The organism is Streptomyces spirodelae, assembly GCF_017676385.1.
GTDB lineage: Bacteria > Actinomycetota > Actinomycetes > Streptomycetales > Streptomycetaceae > Streptomyces > Streptomyces spirodelae.
In genome coordinates, this window is record NZ_JAFFZN010000005.1 from 22211 (window position 1) to 44357 (window position 22147).

The following is a 22147-nucleotide window of genomic DNA, read 5'->3' on the forward strand; positions in this document are numbered from 1 at the left end:
GCCCGTCAGCGCGTCAGCGAGGGGTCGATGCGTGGGGGCTTCGGCGCCGGCCGGCCGGAGAGGCCGAGTGTGGCCTCATACGCCCGCTTCCAGTCGCCGTTGCGCTCGCGGGCGGTCAACGCCTTGTCCAGCGCCCTGGCCAGGGCCCGGTCCTGGCGCGGAACGCCGATGCCGTACGGCTCCTCGGAGAACGCCCTGCCCACCACCTTCAAGTGCGCGGGGTCCTTGGCCGCGTAGCCGAGCAGGATGGTGTCGTCCGTGGTGACCGCGTCGACCTGGTCGTTGAGGAGGTTGTCGACGCAGATGGCGTAGCTGTCGTAGGCGACGGCGACAGCGCGCGGGTAGTCCGACTCGATGCGCTGCAGCGGTGTGGAGCCGACGGCCGAGCAGATCTTCCTGCCCGCCATGTCCTGTGGCCCCTTGAGGTGCTTCTCGTCCTGGCGCACCAGCAGCCGCTGCCCGGCGATGTAGTAGGGGCCGGCGAAACCGACCAGCTTCTTGCGGCCCTCGTTGATGGTGTAGGTGCCGACGTAGTAGTCGATCTGCCCGTTCTGCAGGGCCGTCTCCCGGTTGGCCGAGGCGATGGCCTTGTAGGTGATCTGCTCGTCCGGGTCGAAGCCGAGCGAGGCGGCCATCATCTTGGCGATCTCCACATCGAAGCCGGTGTACTCGCCGGTGGCCGGGTTCTTCTCGCCCATGCCGGGCTGGTCCTCCTTGACGCCGACCGTGAGCTTCCCCCTCCGGTGGGCACTCCGCCAGGTGGACGAGGAGGGGAGGGAGAAGCCCTCGGCGACGGCGTAGTGCGGCAGCTCGCCCGGCTGCGGACCGCGCGCCGGCGGGCTGCCCGCGGCGCCGCAGGCGGTGGCGGCGGCCAGCAGGAACGCGACGAGCAGCGCACCGCGGGCAGCCGTGGTACCGCTGGACGGAACGGACGTGCGCACGACCGGGCCCCTCTCAGTGCTTGAGGATCTTGGAGAGGAAGTCCTTGGCGCGCTCGCTGCGCGGCGCCGTGAAGAACTCCTCCGGGGAGCGGTCCTCGACGATCCTGCCGTCGGCCATGAACACCACACGGTTGGCGGCCGAGCGGGCGAAGCCCATCTCGTGGGTGACGACGACCATCGTCATCCCGTCCCGGGCCAGCTGCTGCATGACGTCCAGCACCTCGCTGATCATCTCCGGGTCGAGCGCGGAGGTCGGCTCGTCGAAGAGCAGTGCCTGCGGGTCCATGGCCAGCGCACGGGCGATCGCCACCCGCTGCTGCTGACCGCCCGACAGCTGCGCGGGGTACTTGTGCGCGTGCTCGGCCAGGCCGACCCTGCGCAGCAGTTCCCGGGCCCGCGTATGCGCCTCGTCCTTCTTCTTGCCGCGCACCTTCATGGGCGCCAGCGCCACATTGGCCAGCACGGTCTTGTGCGCGAACAGGTTGAAGGACTGGAAGACCATGCCGACCTCGGTGCGCAGCCGGGCCAGCTCCCGTCCCTCGGCGGGAAGGGGCCGCCCCGCCAGGGTGATGGTGCCGGACCCGATCGTCTCCAGCCGGTTGATGGTGCGGCACAGCGTCGACTTGCCGGAGCCGGAGGGACCGATGACGACGACGACCTCACCGCGGCCCACGGTCAGGTCGATGTCCCTGAGCACATGCAGAGCGCCGTAGTGCTTGTTGACTCCCCGCAGCTCGATGAGCGGTTCGCCCGGCGGCGAGTGCGTGGGCGGCGAGTCGGTAGGCAGCGATCCCATAAGAAAGGGAAACTATCGGGCCGAATGGGTCATCACCGGGATGACACGCTACAAGACGGTACACCTGATGGAGTACCTCAGCCCTCGCTGACCTCCGCGTACGCCTGGGACAGCTCAGGTGACCCCGTCTCGGCCCAGGCCCCGCCCTCCTCCAGCACATCCACCTCCCGCCCGGACGGCAGCCGCACCACCGGCTGTCCGTCCGGCCACAGCACCCACCGGGCGCCGGGCACTGTGCGCACCACCACGGTCCCCAGGTAGAGCCCGGCGTCGGCGCCGAGCCACGGAGTGACCTCCGGGTCCTCGCGCCAGTGCGGCAGCAGTTGGTCCAGCGCCCTCAAGGACTCGACGGAGTCGTCCAGTTCGACACCGGCCCCCCGCGCCTGCTCGCGCAGCAGTTCACATTCGGACAAGAGCTGCGCCGCGCTCTCCGGGTCCTCCGAAAGCCGGCCGGTCGATGCGGCCGCCCCTTCGGCATCCGGGTGGGGCTTGCGCCAGTTGTCCAGAAAGGGGAAGTGCATGGGCATCAGCGTGGCATTCTCACGCCACTGGGCACCATAGGCGCGCTGTGTGAAGAGCCTGCCCGGTTTGGGCTGCAGGACATCTTGACGCCGCGTCAGCGCCTCCCTAATTTCACCCCGCCTCGGTGGAATCCGGGGTGCACACACGGCCGTTGGAGTCCCACGAGAGGGCATCACGTGCGCAGACGTACCTGGACCAGATCCCTCACCATCCTGGTGGCCGCCGTCTCCGCGACGGCACCGACCCTGGTGGCGACCGCCACCGCGCAGGACCGCACGCGGCACCCGGCACAGACAGCGGAGGCAGCACAGACAGCACAGCCGACCGCCCCCACCGATCACGCACTCCCCCTGGAACGCCTCTTCGACAACCGCGCCGTCAGCAACGACGCCGACCCCTCAGCCGCCGACTTCGACGGCGCGGGCCGCTCCCTGTCCGCGCAGGACCTCAGGGCCGCGGGCTGGGCCCCCGGCACCCGCCTCGATCTGGACGCGGCCCCGCTGCGCCTGCCCGACCGGGCCCCCGGCCGCCCCGACAACGTCATCGCCGACGGACAGCGGGTACGCGTCGGCGGCCACGGCAACGCCCTCTCCTTCCTGGTCGCCGCCACCTCACCGCGCGGGCCGGCCGAGGCCGCGAGCGGCAAGGGGACCGTGCGCTACCGGGACGGCTCGCGCAGCTCCTACACCCTCACGGCGGGCGACTGGCGCGGCGGCCCGCTCGCCACCAAGGCCGTCGCGCTCCCCCACCTCAACACCCGGCAGGGCGACCAGCTGGAGGAGAAGGTGAAGCTCTACGCGGTCACCGTGCCGCTCGAACGCGGTCGCGACGTCCACTCCGTCACCCTCCCGAAGGACCCGGGACCAGACTCCGATCTGCACATCTTCGACGTCGCCGTACGCCCGGAAGCCACCGGCTGGACCGGGAGCTGGGCCGCGAGCACCGGCGGCTACACCGGGACCGGGCAGTGGCGTGACCAGACGCTGCGGCTGGTCGTCCACACCTCGGCGGGCGGCCCCCGGGCGCGCATCCGGCTGGAGAACACCTTCGCCGCCGAGCCCGTCCGCATCGGCCACGCCTCCATCGCTGTACAGAAGGACGGCGCCGCGGCGCACCGGCGCCCCACCCCGCTCACCTTCGACGGGGGGCACGAGGGAACCCGCATCCCCGCGGGCGCCCGGGCCGTCAGCGACCCCGTGGGCTTCGACGTGCCCTCCGACACCAATCTGCTGGTGAGCATCCATCTGCCCGACCCCGTCCCGGCCGCACCTGTGCACAGCAAGGCGCTGCAGCGCTCGTATCTGAGCGAGGGCGGCAGCGGCGACCGCACCGGTGAGGCCGGCGGCGGCGCCTTCACCCGCTCGCTGATCATGTGGCCGTTCTTGACCGGCGTCGATGTCCAGGGCGGCCCCGGCTCCGTGGTCACCCTGGGCGACTCCATCACCGACGGCGTCCGCTCCACCGAGGGCGCCAACCGGCGCTGGCCGGACATACTGGCGGGTCGGCTGCTGGCGCAGAGCGACGTACCGCGGTTCGGCGTCCTCAACCACGGCATCTCCGCCAACCGCATCGTCACCGACCGCTACCCCGGCGACGGCGTCAGCACCGACACGGCGGGCGTCAGCGCCCAGCACCGCCTGGAGCGCGACGTGCTCGCCCAGACCAGCGCCCGCACCGTGGTGCTGTTCGAGGGCATCAACGACGTGCGGTGGGGCGCCTCGGCCGAGGAGGTCATCACCGGGATGAAGGCCATCGCCGCGCGGGCGAAGGAGCGCGGGCTGCGGGTCGTCGTGGCGACGATCACTCCGTGTGAGGGGTACCACGACTGCACGGCCGAGGTCGACGCCAAGCGGACGAAGGTGAACGCCTTCGTCCGGGAGAACGGCGGTCGCTTCGACGCCGTTCTCGACTTCGACGCCGTCGTGCGCGACCCCTCGCACCCCGCGCGGATGCTGCCGAAGTACGACTCGGGCGACCATCTGCACCCGGGCGACGCGGGGCTGCGAGCCATCGGCGAGTCGGTGGACCTGCGGCTGCTCGCGAGCTGAGCACTACGGGAGCACCGTGCGCCCACCCGTCCCGTGAGGGGCGGGTAGGCGCACGGTGCAACCCTCACAGCTCCAGGTCGACGACGACCGGGGCGTGATCCGAGGCGCCCTTGCCCTTCCTGGCCTCCCGGTCGACATAGGCGTCCGAGACGGCGGTGGTGAATGCCTCGTTCCCGTAGACGAGGTCGATGCGCATGCCGCGGTTCTTGGGGAAGCACAGCTGCCGATAGTCCCAGTAGGTGAACGGCACGTCGTACTTGAGCGGCCGCGGGTACACATCCGAGACCCCCGCCGCCTCGAGCGCCGCCAGCGCCTCCCGCTCCCGCGAGGTCACATGGGTGGACCCCTCGAACTCCGCGATGTCGTGGACGTCGCGGTCGGTCGGGGCGATGTTGAAGTCACCCAGCGCCGCGAACGGTGTCGCCGCCGAGGCGAACTTCTCCGCCGCGTCCCGCAGGGCCGCCAGCCACTGCAACTTGTACTCGTAGTGCGGGTGCCCCACCTCGCGCCCGTTCGGCACGTACAGGGACCACACCCGTACCCCGCCGCAGGTGGCGGCCGCGGCGCGGGCCTCGACGGCGCCCTCCCACGCGGGCGCGCCCGGCAGGCTCAGCGCCGGGTCCTCGATGCCCACGCGGGAGAGGACGGCGACACCGTTCCAGCGGCCCTGCGCGCTGACGACCGACTCATAGCCGAGCGCGCGCAGCTCCTGCTGCGGGAAGGCGTCGTCGGACACCTTCAGCTCCTGCAGACAGAGCACGTCGGGCTGGGCCGACTCCAGCCACTGGGTCAGGCGGGGCAGCCGGGCCGTTATCGAGTTGACGTTCCAGGTGGCAATACGCATGCAGACTCCGTCGGGGGTCACGGGGGTCGTCCCCCGGGAGCATGCAGGCTACCGCGCCAGTCGGACACCCTCGCCAGGGTGGAGGTGGTGGTGAGCCGCGCCACCCGTTCCGGGACCGCCCTCGCCCAGCATCCGGCCGAGGACGCCGAGGCCGTTGTCGTTGAGCAGGCCGTCGTGGATGTCGTAGACCTGCGCGGGGCTGACGGCACGCACGTAGTCGAGGACCTCGGAGAACTTGTTCCACGGGGCGTGCAGCGGGAGCAGCAGCGTCCCTACGGGCCGCTCGGGCACGGTGAGCGCGTCGCCGGGGTGGAAGACCAGGCCGTCGACCACGAAGCCGATGTTGGTGATACGCGGAATGTCGGGGTGGATGACGGCGTGCAGCTCGCCGTGCACCTCGACCTCGAAGCCCGCCGCCTCGAAGGTGTCGCCGTTGCCGACGGTGTGGACACGCCCGGGGAAGGCACCCGAGATCCGGTCGGCGACGCTGCGCAGCGTCCAGATCCGCGCTTCCGGATTGGCCTCCATGGCGGCGCGCAGCCGCAGCTCGTCGAAGTGGTCCGGGTGCTCGTGGGTGACCAGCAGCGCGTCCGCGCCCAGCGCGGCCTCCTGTTCGCTGAAGCCTCCGGGATCGATGACGAGGCTGCGGCCGCCCTTCTCCAGGCGGACGCAGGCGTGGCCCTGTTTGGTCAGCTTCACAGGGGTGTCGGTGGCGTCAGTTCCCATGCGGTTCATTATCCTCCCGGGCCCCTCGGCGGTCCTCCGGAGTGGTCTCCTCGCGGATCACGCGCTGGGCGACGGCGAAGGCCGAGCCGGCCGCGGGCACCCCGCAGTAGACCGCCGTCTGCAGCAGCACTTCCTTGATCTCCTCGGGGGTCAGTCCGTTGCGCAGCGCGGCGCGGACGTGGGAGGCCAGCTCGTCGTAGTGGCCGCGGGCCACCAGCGCGGTCAGGCTGATCACCGAGCGGGTGCGCCGGTCGACGCTGGTGCGGGTCCACACCTCGCCCCAGGCGTAGCGGGTGATGAAGTTCTGGAAGTCCTCGGTGAAGTCGTCCGTCTCCTCCAGGGAGCGGTCCACATGAGCGTCCCCGAGCACCTCGCGGCGCACCTTCATCCCCGCGTCGTACGCGTCCGTGCGCAGCGCGGCCCGCTCCCCCGACTCCAGCTCGGCCACCGCTGACGCCTGCTGCGGTACGGGGCTGATGACCGGGGCCGGGGCCGGCGGGCCGGCGGCCGATTCCTGCCACGTGGTGGTGAAGTGCCGGATGAGCAGATCGGTGACGGCACCGGGCTGCTCGACGGGCGTCAGGTGCGAGGCGCCGGGCACGATGGCCAGCCGGGCGTCCGGGATACCGGCGACGAGGGCGCGGGCCTCAGCGGGCGGCGTCGTCTCGTCCTCGGCGCCGGCGACGACCAGCGTTCCCACTCCTATCCGGTCCAGCGACTCGCGTACGTCGAAGGAGGCCAGCGCCTCACAGGCCGCGATGTAGCAGCCCGGGTCCGTGGTGCGCACCATCTGCACGGCCCACTCGACGATGGCGGGCTGCGCCGCGGCGAAGCCGGGCGTGAACCACCGCTCCGGGGTGGTGCGGGCGATCGGGTCGAGCCCGTTGGTCCGGATGACGACCCCGCGCTGCCGCCAGCTGTCGGGTGTGGCGAACCTGGGCGAGGAGGAGATCAGCGCCAGCGAGGTGACGCGCTCCGGGGCCCGCAGCGCCAGCTGGACGCCGATGGCGCCGCCGAGGGAGCAGCCCGCGTAGCCGAACCGCTCGATGCCCAGCCGGTCGAGCGTGGCCAGCAGCCGCTCGGCGAAGGCGTCCACCGAGTCGGCGGAGTAGGCGGGGGAGCCGCCGTGTCCTGGCAGGTCGAACCTGAGCACCCGCCAGTTGCGGGTCAGCTCGGGAATCTGCCGGTCCCACATGTGCCAGGTGGTGCCGAGGGAGGGGCCGAGAACGAGTACGGGCGCGTTGTCGGGTCCGTCGGTCCGGTGCTGAAGCGTCTGGGCGGGGGTCACCGTGATTCACCTCGGGCAGGCGTTCGGGACAGGGTGGGGGAAGGACGGCCGTTACTCACCCGTTCACGCTATCGAGCGGCATCCGGGGCGCACCGCGCGGGGGCGCCCGCGTGGTGCCGCAGGAAGCGGCCGTACAGACGGTGTGCGCGGGGCGTGCGAGGGGCGTGGGCAGGCCGTGGAGATACCGTGAGGGCTCAGAATTCGGCGGTGGAGACGACGTAGACGCGTGGTCTGCTCGGGTACGTCGTATCCACCGTGACCGACAGATCGGGCTTGCTCTTCGGCTGCTCGATACGCAGGCTCCGGTAGTGGCTCTTCGGCTCGTCGAAGAGCCAGCCCACCTTCCTGGCGTACTTGTCGCTGATGGCGACCTCCCCCTTCGTCAGCTCGGAGGGGCTGCTGCCGATGTCGCCGAGGAACTCCGTGAGCCGCTTGGGGCTGGTGCGGAACTGGACCCACATCGTGCTCTTCTGCCATGCGTTCGCCTCGAAGAAGGCCACCCGGGTCGCCGAGACCGGCACCGGGACGTGGTAGATGCGCTGGCTGACCTTGGGGGGATACCCGTAGACCAGGCTCGTCGCCGCGGCGGCACGCTCCTTGTCCTTGCCGCTGGCACGGCTCTGGAAGGCGGACTGCACCAGGTAACCAGCGGGCAGTGCGATCAGCAGAACCACGATCAGCAGCACGAAGACCCGGTGACGTGGCTTGTGCGGAGGGCGCTCGCCACCGGCGACCGGCCAGGAGCTGCCCGGGTGCTCGGGATCGCGGGGCGGGGAACTGTCGTCCGTGTGCGGCATGGCGCTAGGCGTCTCGAAAGGTGGGTGGATGTCGTCGAAGCGGCCGTCGGCCCTGGTCACTGGCCGACGGCCCGGCGCAGGTTGTCCGCCGCGCGCTCGTAGCGCTCGTAGCGCTCCAGCCTGCGGCGGTTGGCGCGCCGGAAGCGGCGTGCCACCAGCCGGGCGAGGTCCGCCGCACCGACCATACCGGCCTCGGGACCCAGCTGCGCCTTCACGATACGGGCCTCGGGGCGGTAGCCGCGCCCGGTCAGCTGCCGCCGGAACGCTTCTCTCGCGGGCTCGATCAGCAGTTCGTCGGCCGCGCTGACCCCGCCGCCGATCACGAAGCACGACGGGTCAAGAGCCGCCGCGAGGTTGGCGAGACCCACCCCCAGCCAGGACCCCACCTCGTGGAAGAGCTCCGTGCACATGGCGTCACCGGAGCGGGCCAGCTCCGTGATGAGCGGCCCGGTGATGTCGCCGACCTGGCCCCCGACGCGGTCGATGATCCCGTACGCGACCGGCGACTCGGCGGCCGCCAGCTCGCGGGCCTCCCGCACCAGCGCGTTCCCCGAACTGTACTGCTCCCAGCACCCTCTGTTGCCACAGGGGCACCGGTGGCCGCCGGGCACCACCTGCATATGACCGAACTCCCCGGCCACCCCGTACTTGCCCCGCTTGACCCGGCCGTCCTCCAGGATCGCCCCGCCGATGCCGGTGCCCAGCGTGATCATCACCAGATGGTCCTCGCCGCGCCCGGCGCCGAACCGCCACTCGCCCCAGGCCGCGCTGTTCGCGTCGTTGTCGACCATCACCGGCACGGCGAGGCGCGCCGTGAGCGCGTCCTTGAGGGGCTCGTCACGCCAGGCCAGATGCGGGGCGAACAGCACCCGTGAGCGGTCGGCGTCGATCCAGCCCGCCGCGCCGATGCCGACGGCGTGCACATCGTGCCGGTCCGAGAGGTCCAGGACCAGCTCGGCGATGGTGTCCTCGACCACCTTCGGGCTCTTGGACTTCTCCGGCGTCTCGGCGCGGACCTTCTCCAGGATCGTCCCGTCGGCGTCGACCACGCCGGCCATCACCTTGGTGCCGCCGATGTCGATGCCGACGGTGGGAACGCGGGGAGCCGACAGGTGCGAGCGCCGCTCGCGGGTGCTGACCGTGCGCAGGACGCTGGGGCTGGGGCCCGTCCGCCGTCGGTAGACCCTGTCTGCTCGCTGAAAGCTGTCCGCGTTCAAGAGTGGTCGTCTCTCTGGGAGGGGTCTTATGGGCCGCCCGCCCGATTCTGCCATGCCCCTCCGGGGGTGGTGCCGCCTCCATTGACTGAGGGCTCAGCCCGCTGACCGTCTGTCGTTGATGGGGGCTCCGCCCCCAAACCCCCGGGTCCTCGCCGGACAGGCGCTGGGGGGCTCCGCCCCCCAACCACCCCCCGCTACGGGGGCTTCGCCCCCCTAGGAGCCCCCTTCCGCAAAACGGCACCCCTGTTCACGTTCGCTCCTCCCGGCTCATGCCTGAGGCCCTTGGTCCGGCCGGTGACTCCCGCAGGGTCGTCACCGGCCGGTCCAAGGACCCGCACCACTGAGGGGATGCTCGAAAGGCAATGGGGCGGTCCCAGGCGGCAGGGGGGTCCTAGGGGGGCGAAGCCCACCTAGCGGGGGGCCGTTGGGGGGCGGAGCCCCCCGACACGACCACTCGGCGGCGAGCCGGGACACAAACGGGGCGTGCGTCCACAACCCACGGCACCCCGAAGAGAGGGGGCACCAAGGGGCGGGGCACCAACGGAGTTACCCCGCGGAGCGGAGTTCGTGGGTGAGCTCTTCCAGTTCGCTGCCGCCCGCCATCTGGCGGACCAGCTCTTCCAGCTCCAGCTCTTCCTTCTCGTAGGCGCCGGCCATCGCCCCGCGCTTGAGCAGCACGAACCGGTCCCCGACCAGATACGCGTGGTGCGGATTGTGCGTGATCAGCACCACCCCCAACCCGGCATCCCGCGCAGCGGCAACGTACTTCAGTACGACGCCGCTCTGCTTCACACCGAGCGCCGCGGTCGGCTCGTCCAGAACCAGGACCTTCGCCCCGAAGTGAACCGCGCGGGCGATGGCCACCGACTGCCGCTCACCGCCCGACAGCGTGCCGATGGGCTGGTCGACGTCGCGCAGGTCGATGCCCATACGTAGCAGCTCACTGTGTGTGGTGCGCCGCATGTACTGCACGTCGAGGCGGCGCAGGGGCCCCCGGCCCACGGTCGGCTCGGAGCCGAGGAAGAAGTTGCGCCAGACGGGCATGAGCGGGACCACGGCGAGGTCCTGGTAGACGGTGGCGATGCCCCGCTCCAGCGCCTCGCGCGGGGAGGTGAGACGGGTCTCTTCGCCCTGGATGCGGAAGGTGCCGCCGTCGTGCTGGTGCAGCCCGGAGATGATCTTGATGAGGGTGGACTTGCCGGCCCCGTTGTCACCGAGCACACAGGTGATCTCGCCTGCCTGCACCCGCAGGGAGACGCCCGCGAGGGCGCGGATGTTGCCGTAGAACTTGCCGACCTCGGCCAGTTCCACAAGGGGGGTCGCCGCGTCGGGGCTGGGGTCCTGCGTGGGCTGGTTGTCGGTCTCAGTCATCGGGTCGCCTCCGCCCGCTTCCGGATCCACGCGTTCAGCAGCGTGGCGAGCAGCAGCATCGCGCCGAGGAAGAACTTGAACCAGTCCGGGTCCCACTGCGCGTAGATGATGCCCTTGTTGGCCATGCCGAAGATCAGGGCGCCGACGGCGGCGCCCACCGCCGAGCCGTAACCGCCGGTCAGCAGACAGCCGCCGATGACGGCAGCGGCGATGTAGATCAGCTCGTTGCCGACGCCCTCGCCCGACTGGACGGTGTCGTAGTTGAACAGCAGGTGCTGGCCGGAGATCCAGGCGGCGAAAGCGACGCCCAGATAGAGGCCGATCTTGGTGCGGGCGACGGGGACACCGACCGCGCGGGCCGCGTCGACTCCGCCGCCGACGGCGAAGATCCAGTTGCCGACGTTGGTGCGGAGCAGAATCCAGGTGGCCAGCGCCACCAGGGCCAGCCACCACAGGATGGTGATCTGCAGGTCGACGCCGCCGATGGTCAGGGTGGAGGCGAAGACGGCTCTGGCCGATTCGAAGCCCTCCATGTCGCTGATGCTCTTGGTGGTGACGGTGCCGCTGATCAGCTTGGTGAGGCCGAGATTGAGGCCCGTCAGCATCAGGAAGGTGCCCAGCGTGATGATGAAGCTGGGCAGCTTGGTGCGGGTGAGCATGAAGCCGTTGAAGAATCCGATCGCCAGTGTGACCAGCAGCGAGACCCCGACGCCCACCCAGGTGTTGGCGGTCATCTGGTAGCTGAACATCGAGGAGGCCAGCGCCGAGGACGTCACCATCACGCCGGTCGACAGGTCGAACTCGCCGCCGATCATCAGCAGCGCGACCGGCACCGCCATGATCCCCAGGGTGGAGGAGAAGTAGAGGACGGTGGAGAGGCTGGAGGGGCGCAGGAAGCTGTCGGCGATCAGGGCGAAGAAGACGAACAGCGCGACGGCGCCCACCACGGCGCCCAGCTCGGGGCGGCGCAGGAGGCGCACCGGCAGGGAGCGGTGCACCAGGCGGTCGTCGATGGCGGCGGGGCCCGGGGCCGCTTCCTGCGGCTCGGTGGAGCCCTCGGGGTTGCCGGGCTGGGTCGTGACCGTCATCGGGTCCCCCGCTTCGTCAGCTCCTCCAGCTTGCCGGCGTCCTTCTTGGTGAGGATCTGCGGCCCTGTGAGCACCGGCTTGCCGCCGCCCAGCATGTCGGCGTTGTAGCGGTAGAGCCACAGCAGGTCGACGGCCTCATAGCCCTGCATGTAGGGCTGCTGGTCGACGGCGAAGCCGACCGTGCCGTCCTTGAGCCCGGCGACGACCTTGTCGTTGAGGTCGAAGGTGTCGATCTCGGCGTCGCTGTCGGCGTTCTCCTTGGCCTTCACCGCGGTGGCTGCGAAGGGCGCGCCCAGCGTCACGACAGCGTCGATCTTCTTGTCGGACTGGAGCTTGGCCTCCACGGACGACTGCACGCCCGGCATGTTGGTGCCGTCCACGTACTGGTTCTTCACCTTGCCGTCGAAGGTCTTGTCGATGCCGTCGCAGCGCTGCTCGTGGCCGACGTTGCCCTGCTCGTGGATGACGCAGAGGACCTTCTTCTTGCCCCGCTTGTTCAGCTCCCGGCCGATGGCCTCGCCGGCCAGCACCTCGTCTTGGCCGATATGGGTCAGGGCGCCGAACTTCTGCGAGACCTCCTGACCGGAGTTGATGGTGATGACCGGAATGCCCGCCTTTACGGCCTTCTTTACGACGCGCTTCATGGCGTCGGGCTTGGCGAGGGTGACGATCAGGCCGTCCACCTTCTTGTCGATCGCCGTCTGGACGAGCTGCGCCTGGCGGCCGGCCTCCTTGTCGTGCGAGTAGAGGAATTCGATGTTGTCCTTGGCCGCGGCCTGCTTGGCGCCGCTCTGCACGATGTCCCAGTAGGTGTCGCCGTCACCGGAGTGGGTGACCATCGCGAACTTCCAGCGCGGGGTGGTGACATTGGCCTTGCCGGAGGCCGCCTTCTCGCGCGCCTCCTCGGCCCGCTTGCCGCCGGTGCTGCTGCATCCGGCGAGCGCGACCACAGCGACCAGCGTCGCCGCCACCGCGGCCCCCATCGCGCGTATGGATCTGCGGGACGTACGGGACCTTTGCACGCTGGCCACCTGTTCTGCTCTCTGGGTAGGGACACGGTCGGTACGGCCGCGGCCGCGGACCGCGGCGGATCTTCGCACAAGTATCCGCCACGGTGGCCGGAAACCGCCCGACGGGTCCGCCGGCGTCCGGCCTGCCCCGGACACGCAGCGGCGAGGGGGGTGACCGTCAACGGGACCTGCGCCAGGCTCTCTCACACTCATATGACACCTCTCAGGGACCTCAGGAACGGACCAGCAACTGGAAGTCGAAGGAGTAGCGGGAAGCGCGGTAGAGGTGAGAGCCGTACTCGACGGCCCGCCCCGTGTCGTCGTACGTCGTGCGCTCCATCGTCAGCAGTGGGGCCCCCTCGGTCTCCCCCAGCAGCTTCGCCTCGGCCGCGTCGGCGACCCGGGCGCCCACGGTCTGCCGCGCCGAGTGCAGGGTCACGCCCGCTGAGCGCATCAGCCGGTACAGCCCCGTGTTCTCCAGCTCGCCCTCCCGCGGGGTGAGCAGGCCGGCCGGGAGATGGTTGCGCATATGGGCCATGGGCTCGCCGTGTGCCAGCCGCAGCCGTTCGACCAGCAGCACCTCGGTGCCCTCCGGCACCGCCAGCGCGGCGGCGACCTGGGCCGTCGCCTCCTCGACGCACTGCCGCAGCACCTGGGTCGCGGGGCGTTGACCCGCCGCCTCCAGGTCGTCGTAGAGGCTGCTCAGCTCCATGGGCCGCTTGACCTGGCTGTGCACGACCTGGGTGCCGATCCCGCGGCGGCGCACGAGCAGTCCCTTGTCGACGAGGGACTGGATGGCCTGCCGGACGGTGGGCCGGGACAACCCGAGGCGGCCGGCGAGCTCGATCTCGTTGCCCAGCAGGCTTCCCGGCGCGAGCTTCCCGCGCTCGATGGCGCTCTCCAGTTGCTGGGAGAGCTGGAAGTAGAGCGGGACGGGGCTGGCGCGGTCCACACTGAGCTGCAGGTCCACCGGATCATTCTTGGCCACGGGAGGAGCGTAGTGCTCTTCCGTTCGCTCGGGAACCGTACATTCGATTGTCAGGACGAAAAGACAAAACGTTGACAGGGCTGAGTGATCCGCGCCAGCGTAGGGCCATGCGCATCGGACTCATCGGCACCGGCCGGATCGGAACCCTTCACGCCCGCACGCTCAGCGCGCATCCCGAGGTGACCGAGCTGGTGGTCACCGACGCGGACGCGATGCGCGCCGTCGAGGTCGCCGCCGCACTCGACGCCACCTCGGTACCCAACGTCGCCGAGTTGTTCTCACTCGACATCCACGCCGTGGTCATCGCCTCGGCCACCGCCTCCCACGCCGAACTCATCCGCACGGCGGCCAGGCGCGGACTCCCCGTCTTCTGCGAGAAACCGATCGCCCTGGATCTGGCGGGCACCCGGGAGGCGCTGGCGGAAGTCGAGACGGCCGGCACCCTGCTGCAGATCGGCTTCATGCGGCGCTTCGACGCCGGCTACTCGGCGGCGCGGGAGGCCGTACGCAGCGGCCGGCTCGGACGGCTGCACACCGTGCGGGCCCTCACCTCGGACCCGGCGCCGCCGCCCGCCGAGTACCTGCCGCACTCCGGAGGGCTCTACCGGGACTGCCTCGTCCACGACTTCGACGCCGTCCGCTGGGTGACCGGACGCGAGATCGTCTCCGTCTACGCGGCAGGCTCCGACGCGGGGCCCGCGATGTTCCGCGAGGCGGGCGACGTCGACACCGCCGCCACGCTCCTCACTCTGGACGACGGCACCCTGTGCACGGCGACCGCGACCCGGATGAACGGCGCCGGGTACGACGTACGCATGGAACTCGCGGGCGAGCTGGACCAGTTCGCCGTCGGCCTGGACGCGCGTACGCCCCTCACCTCGCTGGAGCCGACGGCGCCCTGGGCGCCTGAGAAGCCCTGGCCCGGCTTCCTCGACCGCTTCGGCCCCGCGTACGAGGCGGAGATCGCCACCTTCATCCGGGCCGTACGCGGCGAGGTGCCCAACCCCTGCGACGGCCGGGAAGCCCTCGCCGCTCTGCTGACCGCTGAAGCCTGCGAGGTGTCCCGTGCGACGGGCACCCCGGTGGAGGTCGCCACCCTGGCGAACGCACCCGAGCCGGCGCCTGCCGACTGAACCTGCTGCGGCGCGCCCCGGTCCGGCTCGCCCCGGACCGGGGGGCGCCGCAGCACGAGGTGGCTACAGCGGCTTCACCATGAAGACGCACGCGTCGGCCACCCGGTGCGCGACCCCGGCACCGTCCTGGTAGCTCCAGCAGTCCAGATACGGCACGGAGGCGCGGTAGCCGAGGCGGCCGTAGAGCGCGCTGGCGCGCGGGTTGTTCTTCTCGACGCCGAGTCCGATGGCGCGAGCTCCCCGCTCGGCGGCCAGCCGCTCAGCCTCACGGATGAGGGCGGTGCCGACGCCCGTCGAACGCAGCGCCTCGGGCCATACGCTGAGCCCGTTCACCTCGGGGCAGCCGGGGTGTGCAGCCCGTACCTCGGGCGCTTCGCACCCCTCCCAGCGGACCTCGCAGCTGCCGACCGGCCGCCGCTCCCGCCAAGCGACGAGAACGGTGGCGCGCCCCTCCCGCTGCCGCGCGTAGCGTGCCTCGTACTGCGCGGCCGCCCCGCGGAACGGCAGGTGCTGGTCGAGCAGCTCGAGGTCTTCTTGCCGGCACTGACTGATCCGCATGCCGGTAGCCTACGAGCCAGGTCCGGGCGGTGGTCCAGGCTTCACACCACGTTCCCCGGCCGACACCCCACCGACGCACCTCACCCGTACCCCACCGGGACAAGTGGAGCGTACTCACCCGAAACGCACCGGCAGGCTCTTCACCCCGCGCAGCACCGTGCCCCTCCGCCACTCCAGAGCGGCGGGGTGGGCGTCGAGCTCCAGCCGGGCTGTGCGCCTCAGCAGCAACTCGAAGGCGACCCGCGCCTCCAGTCGGGCCAGCGGGGCGCCCAGGCAGAAGTGGATGCCGTGGCCGAAAGCGAGGTGGCCGCGCGTCCGGCGGCGGATGTCGAAGCTGTCGCTGTCGGGGAAGCGGTCCGGGTCGCGGTCCGCGTCGGCCAGCACCGGCAGGACGAGCTGGCCGTCCCCGGGGATCAGCGTGCCGCCGATCTCGATCGGTTCCAGGGTGAAGCGGTAGGTGGACACCTCCACAGGCCCGTCGTAGCGGAGCATCTCCTCGACGGCGTCCGGCAGCAGCGCGGGGTCGGCGCGCAGCGCGGCGAGCTGGTCGGGGTGGCGCAGCAGCGCCAGGGTGCCGTTGGCGATCAGCCCGACGGTCGTCTCGTATCCGGCGATCAGCAACAGCCATGCCATACCGAGCAGTTCGTTCGTGGAGAGCCGGTCGCCGTCCTCGTCGCTGGTGCGGATCAGCGTGCTCAGCAGGTCGTCGCCCGGGTGGGCGCGCTGGTGGTCCAGCAGCTGCGTCAGATATCCGGCCAGTGCCTGTACCGAGTCCCGCTTCTCCTCCTCGGGCGCGTAGCTCAGTACGTGGTCGGACCACTTCTTGAATGCCTCCCGGTCCAGGTCGGGCACGCCCAGCAGCTCGCAGATCACCGCGATCGGGAGCGGGAAGGCCAGGGAGGCGACCAGGTCGGCCCGTCCCCCGGGGTGTGCCAGCATCGTGTCCAGCAGCCCGTCGGTCAGCTCCCGGATACGCGGCTCCAGCGCGGCGATACGGCGCGGGGTGAACTCCTTGGCGATCAGCTTGCGCAGCCGGGTGTGGTCGGGCGGGTCGCTGATCAGCATGTGGCGGCCGGGCGAGACCGTGAGGGGGCCGGCCTCGGGCGAGGCGTTGGCCCAGTTCTTGGAGAGCCGTTCGTCGGTCAGGGCCGCCCGCGCCGCGTCGTGGCCGACCACCAGCCAGGCGAGCACCCCTTCCGGGGTGCGTACATGGTGGACGGGCCCGCGGCGGCGCAGGGCGGCGTATACGGGGTAGGGGTCGCGGACGTAGTCGTCCCCCAGTGCGGCGAGATCGACGATGCCGTCGGTTTCCGGGATCTTTTCCAGCACGCTCCGGTCGGCCATACGGTGAGCGTAGGAGCGGTCTTCCGGAACTTCACCGGGGCATTTTCGGCCAGGGGCCGTCAGTGAGCGCCCGGTCCCCGCTCACCCGGCGCGGCGTCCTCCAGGCGCTGGAGGAGTTCGGTGACCCGCTTGGCGACCGGCTCCCACTCGTCCCCCGCGGTGAGGGCCGAGCCCATTCCGCAGGCGACGGCGCCCGCCGCGATCCACTCTGGCGCCGACTCCAGGGTGACCCCGCCGGTGGGCACCACGGGTGCCTGCGGCAGCGCGGCCGTGACGTCCCGCAGCCAGCCGGGCCCGTGCAGCGAGGCGGGGAAGAGTTTCAGCCCGTCGGCGCCCATCTCCAGCGCCCTGACCATTTCGGTGGGGGTGGAGACACCGGGGAAGACCGGTACGCCGTAGCGGTGTCCGGTGCGTATGACCTCCTCGTCGAGGCTGGGCGAGACCAGGTAGCGGGCGCCGGCGTCGATGGCGAGACGGGCCGAGGCGCTGTCGAGGACGGTGCCGGCGCCGATCACCGAGTCGTCGCCGGTCTCGCGGCGCAGGGTGCTGATCGCGTCCAGCGCGTAGGGAGTGGTCAGTGAGATCTCCAGGCTGGTCAGCCCCGCGCCGAGCAGGGTGTCTGCTGTCGCGGTGGCCTTCTCGTAGCTGTCCGCGCGGACGATGGCGATGACGCGCTGTTCCAGCGCCGCTCTGGTGATCTCCCAGCGGTACACGGCAGTTCGCCGCCTCTCTTGATCTGTCGGATGGGGGCCGGCCCTCGCCGTACCGGGCCTACTGGGGTGTGCCTGGATGCTTGGGGTGCCTGAGGTGCTTGGGGTGCCTGGGATGCGGTCAGCGGTGCACCGGGTCGGTGCCCCGGGTGAATGCCTCGAGGGCGCGGTCGCGCGCGGCAGCCGTGGGCAGCCCGTCGGTGTCGCCGGGCGCCTGGACGACGAGCGCGGCCACGCAGGCCGCTTCGGCGAGCGCCCGCTGGTGGTCGAGTCCGCGCAGCCGGGCCGAGAGCCAGCCGGCCGCGAACGCGTCGCCGGCTCCGACCGGGTCGACCACCGGAACCTCGAAGGGCGGCTGGCGCCACTGGCCTTCGGCAGTGTGCGCGACGGCGGTGTGGTCGCGGTGCTTGATGACGACCGTGCCGGCGCGGCCGAGGGTCAGCAGGGCCTTGGCACCCTCCTCGGGTCCCGCGCCCAGCAGCAGTTCGATCTCGTCCTCACCCGCGAGGACCAGGTCGGCCTCGCGCAGCAGCGGACCGACGCGCCGTATCCACTCGTGGTCGCTGCCCAGCTTCCGGCGGACGTTGGGGTCGAAGGAGACGGTGGCGCCGGTCTGCCGGGCTCCTTCGATGAGCGCGTAGGTTGCCTGCTCGGCGTCCTCGGAGAGCATCGGGGTGATACCCGTGACGTGGACGAGCCGCACTCCGGCGAGGGCTTCGGGGGTGATCTGGGCGGGGCTGAGCAGGGAGGCGGCCGAACCGGTGCGGTAGTACTGCACGTCGATGGCCCGATGAGGATGGCTGTCGCGCAGCAGGAGGCCGGTCGGTGATTCGGGGTCCATCTCGGCGCAGGAGACGTCCACGCCGTCGGCGCGCAGTTCCCGCAGCACGGCCTCGCCGGCCGGATCGTCCCCGACGCGGCCGATCCAGCGGGCCCAGTGGCCCAGCCGGGCGAGTCCTGCCGCCACGTTGGACTCGGCACCCGCCACGGAACGCCGGAAGTGTGCCGCGCGTTCCAATGGGAGGCCGGGCTCGGCGAGCATCAGCAGCATGGCCTCACCGCAGGTGACCGCTTCCGGGCCGTTTCTCACCGGTAACTCCCCATATCTACCGCCCACGCATCACTCTCTGTGGGGAACGTTACCCGTTTACGCCGGGTAAGCCACCCCCCGGGGGCGGGACACTGGGTAAGGACCGTACGTTACCCGCAAAGTGGCGGCGGTTCTCCCATTCAGGACAACCGCCGAGTGACGGCCTCGTGGCGAGGGGAGGGTGCGCCTCGTCTGGCTCCGGGGAGGGGGCGCCCCTGTCCGTCGGTTGCGGACTGCCGGTGCGTCGTGGTTGTGGGGGCAGTTCCCCGCGCCCCTGAGGGGGCACGTGTCCGCCCGACACACGAGTGTGCTCCGCAGCAGAGCCGCGGAGCACAACGTCTGCGGAATCAGCAGGTGTAGTCGACCAGGTCGAAGGACGCGTAGTGGTCGGCGGTGTAGTAGTCCTCCTGATCCTTCTCGCCGGTGACGATGCGGCGCGCGCCACGGTCGTCGGAGCCCGGCGTCTTGACGGTGTACTCGTGGTAGTAGCCCTGGTCGTGGTCCGGCAGGATGCCTTCGCGGTTCTCGAAGACGGTGCCGTCCTGGGGGTAGGGGTAGGGGCCGCCCTGCTCGATGAGGTCGAGCGTGTCGTGGGCCTCCGGCGGAAGCTTGGACTGACAGATGTCGCCAACGTCGGTGATCTGCGGTGCCGCGACCGCGGAGTGCGCCACCGGCGCCGCGGACGCGGGCCCGGTGGTGAGGGCGGGGCCGCCGACGAACACGGCGGCGGCGAGTGCTGAGACGGCACCGATACGGCTGAGGCGTGGGGGGAATCTCATGTCACCCTATGGTGACGCGCGTAGACGGCATGTCAACGCCAACTCACGGAATTTTGCCGCTCGTTCACACGTAAGAGAGACGAGACGGAGAAGGCGAGCGGCGCATGGCCGCCGCCCTCCCCGTCGAGGACCGCAGCCGTCAGCTCAACTCGGCGTGGCGGGCGCGCAGTCGGCTCGCGCCCTCCCCGGTCAGCGAGCCGTGCAGCCGCAGCCGGGCCACCGCACCGTCCGGGTAGATGTCCATCCGCACATGGGTGACCGGCGGTGCGTCGGTCAGCAGGAAGCGGTGGATGGTGTCGGGCTGGAGCCGGGTACGGGGCAGCAGTTCCGTCCACTTCCCCGTCTCGCCGTCCTTGCCCACCAGGCCCACCCAGCCGGCGGAGTTCCCCCGGTAGCAGGCGGTGTCGACCTCGACGGCACGGATGCGGCCCTGCCCGGCGAGGACGTAGCTGACCCAGTCGTGACCCTTGTCGCGGCGGCGGCGGGTCTCCCAGCCCTCGTCCATCTTCTGCGAACGGCCCGGCAGGATGCTGTTGACCGGCGGTGAGAAGAAGCGGTCGGAGGCGTCCTCAGCCAGTCCGCCGTTCTCCAGCGCCACCAGATCGAAGGTGCCCAGCGCCGCCAGCCACTCGGGGTCGGCCACCACTTCGCCGTGCACCCGCAGCCGGGCGATGCCGCCGTCGGGGTACTGGCGCAGCCGCAGGTGGGTGAAGCGGCGCTCCTCGGTGACCAGGAAGCCGTTGGCCGCATGGCCGCCGACGGGGGTGCGCGGGACGAGCGTCGTCCACTTCACGTCGTCGGCCAGCAGTTCCTCGGGCGAGGGAGCGCCGGGAGCACAGGTGGCCTCGACGGAGACGGCGGGCGGGTAGTTGCCGCGGAAGTGCGCGGTGTCCACCACCAGGCCGCGGATCACACCGGGCGCGCCGAGTTTGACCAGCGCCCAGTCGTGCTCTCCGTCGGCCGGGTGCGGGTGCTCGGCCGAGGCTCCGCGGCGGCGGCGGGTCTCCCAGCCGTCCATGACCTTGCCCTTGTGCTGGAAGGCGTGCGGGTCGAACTCGGCGCGCTCGGGGTTGAGCAGATTCTCCCGCTCGGCGAAGAACTCGTCGTTGGCGGCGATGACAGTGGCGCCCAGCCTGCGGTCGGCCAGATCGGGGAGGTGTGCGAAGGGGAAACCGCCCTGTGGCGCGCGGTAGTCGGCGTAGGTGTCGCCGCCCTGGTAGGGCGCGGCGTCTCCGGTGTAGCCGGTGTAGCCGGGTATGCCTGCGGTCTGCGCCGCTGTCATGCGGTCTTCCTTTCGATGAGTCGTCCGGTCTTGCCAGTGGGCACCCCGTGGTCGGCGACGCGTTCGCCGCGCAGCCATGCGGAGCGGACGACGCCGTGCAGTGTCCTGCCGGCGTAGGCGGTCACCTGATTGCGGTGGTGGAGGCGGGCCGGGTCCACGGTGAAGCTGTCCTCGGGGGCGAGGACAGCGAAGTCGGCGTCCAGGCCCGGTGCGATGGCTCCCTTGCTCTGCAGGCCGGCCAGCCTGGCCGGTGCCTCGGACATCCAGCGGGCGACGTCGGTGAGGGTGAGCCCGCGGCGGCGTGCCTCGGTCCAGACGGCGGGCAGGCCGAGCTGAAGGGAGGAGATACCGCCCCAGGCGGTGCCGAAGTCGCCGGTCTTCAGGTCGGTGGTGCAGGGCGAGTGGTCGGAGACGACGCAGTCGAGGGTGCCGTCGGCCAGGCCCTGCCACAGCGCGTCCTGGTTCTCCTTCTCCCGGATGGGCGGGCAGCACTTGAACTCGGTGGCGCCGTCGGGGACCTCCTCGGCCGTGAGGGTGAGGAAGTGCGGGCAGGTCTCGGCGGTGACGGGCAGCCCCTCGGCCCTGGCCTTGGCGAGCATCGGCAGCGCGTCGGCGGAGGAGAGGTGCAGTACGTGCACCCGGGTGCCGTGCTCGGCGGCGAGTTCGAGGAGCAGCGCGATGGCGTCGTTCTCGGCCGACCGGGGGCGGGAGGCGAGGAAGTCGGCGTAGGCGGGGCCGCCCTTCTGCGGCGCTGCGGCCAGTCTGCCCGGTTCCTCGGCGTGCACGATCAGCAGCCCGTCGAAGGAGGCGATCTCGGCCATGGCGGCGGCCAGTTGCGCGCGGTCGAGTTCGGGGAACTCCTCCACGCCGGAGGGGGAGAGGAAGCACTTGAAGCCGAACACGCCCGCCTCGTGCAGCGGCCGCAGCTCGGCGACGTTCCCGGGGACGGCTCCGCCCCAGAAGCCGACGTCGACGTGGGCCTTGGGTTCGGCGACCGCGCGCTTGATCCGCAGGTTCTCGGCCGTGGTGGTCGGCGGCAGTGAGTTGAGCGGCATGTCGATGATCGTGGTGATGCCGCCTGCCGCGGCGGCCCGGGTGGCGGTCCAGAAGCCCTCCCACTCGGCACGCCCCGGATCGTTGACGTGGACGTGGGTGTCGACCAGGCCGGGCAGCAGCGCGTCCTCGCCGACGTCCTCCAGCGCCGCCCCGGCCGGTACCTCGGCGTCGTACGGCAGCACCGCGGCGATCCGGCCCTCGCCGTTCACCGTCACGGTTGCCGGACGCTCTCCCCCAGGGGTGAGTACGCGCCGTGAGCGCAGGACGAGCCGCACGTCGGACAAACCGACCTCCTCCGGATCCAGCAGCACCTTCAACGTTCTGTTGAAAGGTTCGGTCGTACGAATCTTCGTGCGGCCAGGTGAGCCCGTCAAGGGGTTCCCTCTGGAGAAGTCCGCAAAATGGAACTAGAATTTCGCCATACAGAAGGAAAGGACGTCGCTCCACCGAAGGACGCGCGGCCGTCATACGGAGGAGACCCGGCCGCCCGCACAGCAGGAGACCGGCGCGACCCCGGGCGTTCTCAAGGTGCGCGACACAGACGGGACGTGAACGGAAA

21 protein-coding genes are annotated in these 22147 nt (G+C 71.0%); 2 read left to right on the plus strand and 19 right to left on the minus strand.

Annotated elements, in window-relative coordinates; all coding sequences use genetic code 11:
* Positions 1 to 5 precede the first annotated feature (5 nt).
* From JW592_RS07655 to JW592_RS07665, 3 genes are all read right to left on the minus strand, one after another.
* Positions 6 to 941 (minus strand): glutamate ABC transporter substrate-binding protein, encoded by a 936-nt coding sequence (locus tag JW592_RS07655; RefSeq protein WP_209264162.1) that lies wholly within the window; start codon positions 939 to 941, stop codon positions 6 to 8.
* Positions 942 to 954: 13 nt separating this feature from the next.
* A complete protein-coding gene (locus tag JW592_RS07660) occupies positions 955 to 1737 on the minus strand; it encodes an amino acid ABC transporter ATP-binding protein (protein WP_209264163.1) in 783 nt (260 codons plus the stop codon).
* Positions 1738 to 1814: 77 nt separating this feature from the next.
* A complete protein-coding gene (locus JW592_RS07665) occupies positions 1815 to 2258 on the minus strand; it encodes a DUF6278 family protein (RefSeq protein WP_209264164.1) in 444 nt (147 codons plus the stop codon).
* Between the two features lie 177 nt (positions 2259 to 2435).
* Here JW592_RS07665 and JW592_RS07670 point away from each other — a divergent pair, with 177 nt between their 5' ends.
* Entirely contained in the window at positions 2436 to 4307 is a 1872-nt protein-coding gene (locus JW592_RS07670) for an SGNH/GDSL hydrolase family protein (protein ID WP_209264165.1), read from the plus strand.
* Between the two features lie 64 nt (positions 4308 to 4371).
* Here JW592_RS07670 and JW592_RS07675 read toward each other — a convergent pair whose 3' ends face one another.
* The 9 genes from JW592_RS07675 to JW592_RS07715 form a co-directional block, all read right to left on the minus strand.
* Positions 4372 to 5151: an exodeoxyribonuclease III gene (locus JW592_RS07675; protein WP_209264166.1), complete on the minus strand. Its 780-nt coding sequence runs from the start codon at positions 5149 to 5151 to the stop codon at positions 4372 to 4374.
* Between the two features lie 48 nt (positions 5152 to 5199).
* The gene (locus JW592_RS07680) at positions 5200 to 5877 is read right to left on the minus strand and encodes an MBL fold metallo-hydrolase (protein WP_209264167.1); all 678 of its coding nucleotides are present in this window, start codon (positions 5875 to 5877) and stop codon (positions 5200 to 5202) included.
* Positions 5867 to 7165, minus strand: a complete 1299-nt coding sequence (pcaDC, locus tag JW592_RS07685; RefSeq protein WP_209264168.1) for a bifunctional 3-oxoadipate enol-lactonase/4-carboxymuconolactone decarboxylase PcaDC — start codon at positions 7163 to 7165, stop codon at positions 5867 to 5869. The genes JW592_RS07680 and pcaDC overlap by 11 nt, the downstream gene beginning before the upstream one ends.
* Before the next feature lie 194 nt (positions 7166 to 7359).
* A complete protein-coding gene (locus JW592_RS07690; RefSeq protein ID WP_307805324.1) occupies positions 7360 to 8022 on the minus strand; it encodes a hypothetical protein in 663 nt (220 codons plus the stop codon).
* Complete coding sequence (locus tag JW592_RS07695; RefSeq protein ID WP_209264344.1) at positions 8019 to 9110, minus strand: ROK family glucokinase; 1092 nt, start codon at positions 9108 to 9110, stop codon at positions 8019 to 8021. Before JW592_RS07695 ends, JW592_RS07690 begins: the two co-directional genes overlap by 4 nt.
* Positions 9111 to 9725: 615 nt before the next feature.
* Positions 9726 to 10550: an ATP-binding cassette domain-containing protein gene (locus JW592_RS07700; RefSeq protein WP_209264169.1), complete on the minus strand. Its 825-nt coding sequence runs from the start codon at positions 10548 to 10550 to the stop codon at positions 9726 to 9728.
* On the minus strand, positions 10547 to 11638 hold the full coding sequence (locus tag JW592_RS07705; protein WP_209264170.1) for an ABC transporter permease: 1092 nt from the start codon (positions 11636 to 11638) through the stop codon (positions 10547 to 10549). The genes JW592_RS07700 and JW592_RS07705 overlap by 4 nt, the downstream gene beginning before the upstream one ends.
* Positions 11635 to 12621, minus strand: a complete 987-nt coding sequence (locus JW592_RS07710; protein ID WP_209264345.1) for a sugar ABC transporter substrate-binding protein — start codon at positions 12619 to 12621, stop codon at positions 11635 to 11637. Before JW592_RS07710 ends, JW592_RS07705 begins: the two co-directional genes overlap by 4 nt.
* A gap of 259 nt (positions 12622 to 12880) precedes the next feature.
* Positions 12881 to 13600 (minus strand): GntR family transcriptional regulator, encoded by a 720-nt coding sequence (locus JW592_RS07715; RefSeq protein ID WP_307805336.1) that lies wholly within the window; start codon positions 13598 to 13600, stop codon positions 12881 to 12883.
* Positions 13601 to 13743: 143 nt separating this feature from the next.
* Between JW592_RS07715 and JW592_RS07720 the strand changes: the two genes are divergently transcribed.
* Positions 13744 to 14769: a Gfo/Idh/MocA family protein gene (locus tag JW592_RS07720; RefSeq protein WP_209264171.1), complete on the plus strand. Its 1026-nt coding sequence runs from the start codon at positions 13744 to 13746 to the stop codon at positions 14767 to 14769.
* Between the two features lie 63 nt (positions 14770 to 14832).
* On the opposite strand, the gene JW592_RS07725 is transcribed toward JW592_RS07720, so the two are convergent.
* The 7 genes from JW592_RS07725 to allB form a co-directional block, all read right to left on the minus strand.
* Entirely contained in the window at positions 14833 to 15327 is a 495-nt protein-coding gene (locus JW592_RS07725; protein ID WP_209264172.1) for a GNAT family N-acetyltransferase, read from the minus strand.
* Between the two features lie 114 nt (positions 15328 to 15441).
* Positions 15442 to 16671, minus strand: coding sequence for a cytochrome P450 family protein (locus JW592_RS07730; RefSeq protein WP_209264173.1), 1230 nt, complete (start codon positions 16669 to 16671; stop codon positions 15442 to 15444).
* 59 nt (positions 16672 to 16730) lie between these two features.
* Entirely contained in the window at positions 16731 to 17384 is a 654-nt protein-coding gene (locus JW592_RS07735) for a bifunctional 4-hydroxy-2-oxoglutarate aldolase/2-dehydro-3-deoxy-phosphogluconate aldolase (protein ID WP_209264174.1), read from the minus strand.
* Between the two features lie 118 nt (positions 17385 to 17502).
* A complete protein-coding gene (locus JW592_RS07740; RefSeq protein ID WP_209264347.1) occupies positions 17503 to 18432 on the minus strand; it encodes a sugar kinase in 930 nt (309 codons plus the stop codon).
* Between the two features lie 386 nt (positions 18433 to 18818).
* Positions 18819 to 19250 carry a guanyl-specific ribonuclease gene (locus JW592_RS07745; protein ID WP_209264175.1) on the minus strand — a complete coding sequence of 144 codons (432 nt, stop codon included), beginning with the start codon at positions 19248 to 19250 and terminating at the stop codon, positions 18819 to 18821.
* A 139-nt stretch (positions 19251 to 19389) separates the two neighbouring features.
* Entirely contained in the window at positions 19390 to 20532 is a 1143-nt protein-coding gene (alc, locus tag JW592_RS07750) for an allantoicase (protein ID WP_209264176.1), read from the minus strand.
* Positions 20529 to 21872, minus strand: a complete 1344-nt coding sequence (allB, locus tag JW592_RS07755; protein ID WP_209264348.1) for an allantoinase AllB — start codon at positions 21870 to 21872, stop codon at positions 20529 to 20531. Before allB ends, alc begins: the two co-directional genes overlap by 4 nt.
* Between the last annotated feature and the right edge of the window lie 275 nt (positions 21873 to 22147).